Raw genomic sequence first — 6598 nt, forward strand, 5'->3', positions numbered from 1 at the left:
TTGGGCCCCTCCCCCATCGGGAAGTGGACCTTCGTGGCGAGCACCACGTCGTCGCGCCGGCCGCGCAGGGCCTTGCCGACGATCTCCTCCGACTCGCCGGCCGAGTACATGTCGGCGGTGTCCACGACGTTGATCCCGCGGTCGAGTGCCGCGTGGACGATCCGGGCGCAGTCGTCGTGGTCGGGGTTGCCGACCGCGCCGAACATCATCGTGCCGAGACAGTGGACGCTGACCTCGATGCCGGTGCCGCCGAGGACGCGATAGCGCATGTGAACTCCTGGGTCGCATCGCGCCGTCCGGTGGCGCGCGGTCCGGTCACGGTAGGAGTTCGAGTGCGCTGGAGGTCAACCGTCGGCGGGTTCGGCGCTGCCGGCGAGGTGGCCGGCCGCCTGCAACTCGAACAGCTCGCGGTCGAGACCGCGTGCGGCCACCAGCCGTTGCCACTGCCCGCCGGACAGGTCCTGCCCGTCCTTGAGCTGCCGGTCGAGCAGCGTGTCGTACCCGAACGGCAGCTCGCTGAACACGTTGTGCGCGGCGGCGTCGCGGGCGGCGGTCTCCACGCTGGGGCCGGGTCCGCCGGTGGGGTCGTGGCGGCCGGCTCGGATGTTCTGCCGGGCGGTGAACGGCAACTTCCACCAGTCCTGGCTCATCACCGCGACCTGGGCGGCGGTCTGCCGTGGGTCCAGTTCGGCGGCGTCCACGCCGTCCCAGCGGATCGTGCCGCGTTGGGCCGGTAGAGGCCGGCGATCAGCTTCGCGAGGGTGGTCTTGCCGGAGCCGTTCTCCCCCACCAGCGCGATCACCTCGCCGCGCCGGACCGTCAGGCTGACCTCGGCGACAGCGGCCGTGTCGGTTCCGGGTAGGGCAGGCTGACCCGCTCGGCGTCGATGCGCTCGAAACCGTCGACCGGCAGGCGCCGCCCGACGGGATCTGCCGCGTCGCCCGGGCGAGGAAGTCGCGGTAGTCCTGGTAGCAGAGGGCGTCCTCGTAGAGCGAGTTGGTGGCGAAGACCGCCGTGCGCAGGCTCGTACGCGCGGACCGGAGCGCGAGCGGCGCGGTGGCCGCCGCCGCGAGCGCCACCACACCGCCCACCAGCAGCGTGATCCGGGCGAGCCAGTCGGGTCGGCCGCGAACAGTTGGTGGAGCACCCGGTGGTGGCGAGCAGGCAGAGCGTGGTGAGCACAGGCGGCGACGTTTCAGGCCAGCGAGGCGGCGGTGTCCCGGCGGCTGGTCGCCCAGGCGAGAGTGATCGCCGCACGGATCAGCGCGGATAACCGGCACGGGTCACCCCGCCATGGCACCCCCTCGACGCGATCGGGCAGCAACGCTGGACACTGCGCTCCGCTATCGAGCGATGTCATTCGGTGATCGGCGTGTCGTACAGCTGTCCCAACGGCGTGTCCCGGAACGGTGGCCGGGAAGACCCGCCCGTGCGGTGGTCGCCGCCGGGTCCCGTCGCGCGGTCGGACGGCCGACGCCAGGATCGGAGGACCGGTGGGACAGTCGTCGCGGCCGGCGCTGGCCCGGGACGCGATCGTCGCCGCCGCGCTGGATCTGGTCGGCCGTCGGGGCGTCGACGCGGTGAGCATGCGCACGATCGCCGACGCGTTCGGCACCGGGCCCGCGTCCATCTATCGGCACGTCGCCGGCAAGGACGAGCTGTTGGATCTGGCCCTCGACCGCGTCCTGGCGGAGGTGCGCCTACCGGCGGACGGTCGGGACTGGCGCCGCGCGCTGTCCGAGTTGGCTGGCGAGGTCCGCGCCGCACTGCTCCGTCACGGCGACATCGCCTCCATCGCCATGTCCGGGCGGCCGGTCGGCGGCAACTCGGTGCGGATCGCCGAGGCGCTGCTGGCGACCCTGCGTACGGCCGGGTTCCCCGACGACGTGTGCGCCTGGGCGCTGGACCGGCTGTCGTTGTACGTCACCGCAGACGCCCTCGACACGGCCCGCAGACGGCTCAGCGAGCGCGCGGGCGCGGACTCGGTGGCGCGGCACTGGGCGGTCGTCGCGGAGCACTACCGGAACCTGCCGGCCCAGGACTTCCCGCACACCACCGCTATGGGACAGATGTTGTTCCAGGGCGATCCCGACCTCCGGTTCACGCTCGGGTTGGAGGTGTTCCTCGACGGTCTCGCCCGCGGCGGCGGCGCTGACCGTCGACGCGACCAGGGCCCGACCCCCGGTGGGGTCGGGCCCTGGTCGGTGTTCGGTGGGTCAGGAGGCCGAGTAGCCGCGGGTGGCGATCCAGTCGGCGAGGTTGTCGACGCTCATCCGGTAGGAGGCCGTGTTCGGGTTGGCGCTGTCGGCGATGGTGACGGTGTGGCCGTCGTCCCGGTAGCCGATGACGCTGATGTAGTGACCGCCCTCGAAGGAGTGGGTGTTCCCGTCGGTGTCGACAGCGGTGCCGGCGATGTTGGCGACCACGGCGCGGCCGTCGTCGATGGTGCGGACGATGTCGGCGCGCAGCCTGTCGGTCTGCTTGTCGTCGGCCTTGGGGGTGCTGATCTCGACCGACTTGTAGGCGTCCTTGCGGCCGGTCTCCTTGTTGAGCACCGGGGTGATGTCGTTGATGCTGTTGGTGCCGTTCTCCGTGGTGCCCATCTCGCGGGCCATGGTGTCGACGTCGATGTTCTTGCCCTGCACGCTCAGCGCGTTGCGGGCGGCGGCGGGGCCGCAGTAGTAGAAGTTGGGCTGGGCTTCGTAGCGCACGTCGAGTTCGCGCTCACCGTGACCCTTGCGGTCGGCCACGGCGGCGGCCTTCTCGGCGGGGGCGGCGTGGGCGGCGATCGCCGGGCCGGCGATCCCACCGGCGGTCGCGGCGATGCCGGCGGCGGTCAGAACGGTCTTGCGCAGCAGAGTGGTAGCCATGATCAGTTGCCTCTCTGTCGGGGGTACGCGGCGATGGGGGATGCCGCGAAGAAAGATCGAGTGGCCCGGCATGTGCGTCGGGCCGGTGGTTCGTCGGGCGGCCGGGGGATGGCCCGCTCCGGCAGCTCGGGGATGTAACGACCGGGGCCCCGGGGTCATTCCCGGTGGGGCTGCCCGGCGGTGGGCCGGTTCGACAGGCGCTCCCGGCCTGCTCGGCGGCTCCGCGGATGTAACGACCGGCGTCCCGGCCTGATTCCCGGCCCGCGGGGCGGGCGGTCGGCGGGTGCGGCGCGGTCTGCCATGTACAACGCCGCGCACCTACCCCCGATTCCACCCCGCCGGTGGCCCCGACCACCCGAGATCCGCACATCGACCCCACCGGTGCACCCGCCGACCGGCCCGCCACATCGCCCGATAGCTCCACCCCCCAGGGCCGCCCTCGCCACCCCTGTCGATCAAGGACTTTGTGTCCGCCTGAGGCTGAGGTGCGCCCCCGTGGCGTTTGTGTCCGGTTTGCCGCCGTCAACTTCATGATCGACCGGGTGGGGTGGGCCTGGGGGTAGGGAGACGTTTGGGTGGGGGTCGGTTGGGTGGGGATCTGGGGCGGGGAGGTGGAGGGCCAGGGGATCTCAGGGGAACGGTGGAAGGTGATGCCGGCCGTCGTCCACCTCGGGCCGTGGGCGGCCAGCCGGCTGCGGAACCCGGACCAGTCGTGTGTCTCGCGCGGTGACCAGCCGAGTTCGGCGACGGCGGGCAGGCGCGGGAAGAACATGTACTCGACCTCGGCGAGCGTCGTGACCGACTCGGTCCACAGCGGCGCCTCCACACCCAGCACCGCCTCGGCTGGTACGCCCCGCACGTGGCTGCCCGGATCCCACTCGTACGCCCGGCGTACGTCGATCAGACCGGCCCAGTCGTGCCCGATCGGGGTGTCCGGGGCGTACTTCATGTCCAGGTACGCGTGGTTGCCGGGGGAGAGGATCAGCCGGGCGCCCCGACGCACCGCCTCCGCCGTCTCCGGGTCGTCGCCGTTCGTGCCCCACCACTGCAGGACCCGCCCGTCGACGTGCTCGGCCGGGCGAGCTGGTGCCAGCCGACGACCGTCTTCCCGGTGGCCGCGACCAGCGACTGCGCCCGCACGATGAAGGCGCGGTAGCTCTCGGCGGGCACCTTGAACGCCTCGTCGCCGCCGAGGTGCAGCCACGGCCCGGGGGTCAGCGCGGCCACCTCGCCGAGCACGTCGGCGACGAAGGCGTACGTCCGCTCGTCGGCCGGGTCGACGTAGCTGAACCCCACCTCGGTGCCGGTGTACGGCGGCGGCGCGGTCTTGTCGGGGGCCAGTTCGGGGTACGCGACAAGGGCCGCGTTCGTGTGGCCCGGCAGGTCGATCTCCGGCACCACCGTCACGTGGCGGCGGGCCGCGTACGCGACGATCCGGCGGTAGTCGTCCCGGGTGTACCAGCCGCCGGGGCCACCGCCGACCGCGGTGGTCCCGCCGACCTCGGCGAGCCGCGGCCACGAGTCGACGGCGATCCGCCAGCCCTGGTCGTCGGTGAGGTGCAGGTGCAGGTGGTTGAGCTTGTAGCGGGCCAGGTGGTCGACCACCCGCAGCACGTCCTCGACCGCGAAGAAGTGGCGGGCGACGTCGAGCATCGCGCCCCGGTAGGCGAAGCGTGGCCGGTCGACGATCGTGCCGCCGGGCACCGCCCAGCGCGCGGTGACAGCGGTCGGGCTCTCGATCGGCGCGGGTAGCAGCTGCCGCAGCGTCTGCGCGCCGTGGAACAGCCCGGCCGGGGTGACGGCGGTGATCCGGACGCCCCCGCTGGTCACGTCGAGGCGGTAGCCCTCGTCCCCGAGGCGCGCGCCGTCCGGCCCGCCGGAACCGTCGGACTCGACGAGGCCGTCGGGAGCCGCCGGGGACAGCGTGAGCGCCAGCGGGCCGCCCTCGGCGGTGTCGGTGACCGGGAGCGGGAAACCGGTGGCCGGGCGCAGCCAGCCGGCGAGCTGTTCGGCCACGTCCCGCCCGGCGGGGCTGACCCGCAGCACGGCGTCCGCGCCGAGCGTGAAGTCACCGGCCGGGTCCGGGCGTACCTGCTCGGGCGCGGGCACCACGTCGCCCAGCCGGACCGGCGCCGGTCCGGCGAGCGCCCCGGCGGCCCGGCCCTCTGCGGCACGGGCCAGCTCGGCGGCGGGCGCGGCCACCCCGGGCAGGCCGGCGGCGGGCGCCGCCACGCCGGGCTGGCCCGTGGAGGGCGCGGCGAGCGCGCCGGGCGAGGCCGCATCCGGCGGCGGCATGTCACGGAAGGGCTGGTGGGACGGGTGTCGGACGGCTCCGGCCCGGTCTCCGGGGCCGCGGGGTTGGTCGGCACGGCGACGCTCCGAGGGGTGTATTCGCGCGGTATATGGCAAAGGTCAGGTTCCGCGAGATGCAGTGACGTCAAGAGTACGAGGGGAATCGGAATTGCGTGATCGTGCTCGTGGAAGCGTTCCCAAAAACCCGTACGAACGCGGATTGTGGTGACCGTTGTGCCGAAAGTCACCGAACGCTCCCAGGTTTCGCGAAGTTCGCCTAGCCTTCGGCCCACCGACGCTGACGAGCCGGGATTGCCGGTGGTCACTACCGGGGTATGTCCGAACTGAACCTTCGTTAAGTGTCAATGGCGCGCGTGGGAGGCTCTGGTGGCAGCGCACGATTCGGTCGAGCGGAAGTACGTCTACGACTTCGCCGAGGGCAACAAGGATCTCAAGGATCTGCTCGGCGGCAAGGGGGCCAACCTGGCCGAGATGACGAATCTCGGTCTGCCGGTTCCGCCCGGCTTCACGATCACCACGGAGGCCTGCAAGGCGTACCTGACGACCGGGCGCGAGCCGGACGGACTGGCCGCGCAGATCGAGGCGCACTTGGAGGCCCTGGAGCGCGAGATGGGCCGGCGCCTCGGCGACCCGGACGATCCGCTGCTGGTCTCGGTACGCTCCGGCGCCAAGTTCTCCATGCCGGGCATGATGGAGACCGTCCTCAACGTGGGTCTCAACGACCGTAGCGTGATCGGCCTGAGCAACCAGGCGGGTGGGAACGACAGATTCGCCTGGGACTCGTACCGCCGGCTGATCCAGATGTTCGGCAAGACCGTCTGCGAGGTGCCGGGCGAGGAGTTCGAGCACGCGCTCGACGAGATCAAGCGCGCCAAGGGAACGCACAACGACCTCGACCTGGACGCCGGCGATCTGCGCGGGCTGGTCGACGCGTACAAGCAGATCTTCGCCAAGCACACCGGCCGCGAATTCCCGCAGGAGCCGCGCGAGCAGCTCGACCTCGCCATCCGCGCGGTCTTCGACTCGTGGAACGCGGAGCGGGCGGTGCTCTACCGCCGGCAGGAGCGCATCCCGGCCGACCTGGGCACCGCCGTCAACGTGGTGACGATGGTCTTCGGCAACCTCGGTCCCGACTCGGTACCGGCGTCGCGTTCACCCGCGACCCGGGCAGCGGGGCACAGGGCATCTACGGCGACTACCTGGCCAACGCCCAGGGCGAGGACGTGGTGGCCGGCATCCGCAACACGGTGCCGTTGCAGGAGCTGGAGCAGCTCGACAAGACCTCCTACGACCAGCTGCTCGGCATCATGGCCCGGCTGGAGGAGCACTACAAGGACCTCTGCGACATCGAGTTCACCATCGAGCGCGGCAAGCTCTGGATGCTCCAGACCCGCGTCGGCAAGCGCACCGCCGCC

The 6598-nt window shown here is 72.0% G+C and carries 2 protein-coding genes and 4 pseudogenes; 2 read left to right on the top strand and 4 right to left on the bottom strand.

Annotation, left to right across the window (positions count from 1 at the left end; translation table 11 throughout):
* Both KSK32_RS00270 and KSK32_RS34330 read right to left on the bottom strand, forming a co-directional pair.
* On the bottom strand, nucleotides 1-269 hold a 269-nt coding region (locus tag KSK32_RS00270; protein ID WP_216927933.1), incomplete at its 3' end, for an aldo/keto reductase.
* 75 nt (nucleotides 270-344) lie between these two features.
* Nucleotides 345-1147, bottom strand: a pseudogene (locus KSK32_RS34330) (ATP-binding cassette domain-containing protein).
* A gap of 346 nt (nucleotides 1148-1493) precedes the next feature.
* Between KSK32_RS34330 and KSK32_RS34795 the strand changes: the two are divergent.
* Nucleotides 1494-2078: pseudogene (locus KSK32_RS34795) on the top strand (TetR/AcrR family transcriptional regulator); the annotation flags it as partial.
* Between the two features lie 138 nt (nucleotides 2079-2216).
* On the opposite strand, the gene KSK32_RS00290 reads toward KSK32_RS34795, so the two are convergent.
* Entirely contained in the window at nucleotides 2217-2870 is a 654-nt protein-coding gene (locus tag KSK32_RS00290; protein ID WP_216927935.1) for a C39 family peptidase, read from the bottom strand.
* A 559-nt stretch (nucleotides 2871-3429) separates the two neighbouring features.
* A pseudogene (locus tag KSK32_RS00295) lies at nucleotides 3430-5152 on the bottom strand (beta-N-acetylhexosaminidase); the annotation flags it as partial.
* A 397-nt stretch (nucleotides 5153-5549) separates the two neighbouring features.
* Between KSK32_RS00295 and KSK32_RS00300 the strand changes: the two are divergent.
* A pseudogene (locus tag KSK32_RS00300) lies at nucleotides 5550-6598 on the top strand (PEP/pyruvate-binding domain-containing protein); the annotation flags it as partial.

Source organism: Micromonospora sp. WMMB482 (genome assembly GCF_019038635.1).
GTDB classification, from domain to species: Bacteria; Actinomycetota; Actinomycetes; order Mycobacteriales; family Micromonosporaceae; genus Micromonospora; species Micromonospora marina.

What these genes read in the sequence shown, in the direction of transcription:
- KSK32_RS00290 (WP_216927935.1), bottom strand. Translation starts at nt 2,870, where the DNA reads ATGGCTACCACTCTGCTGCGCAAGACCGTTCTGACCGCCGCCGGCATC.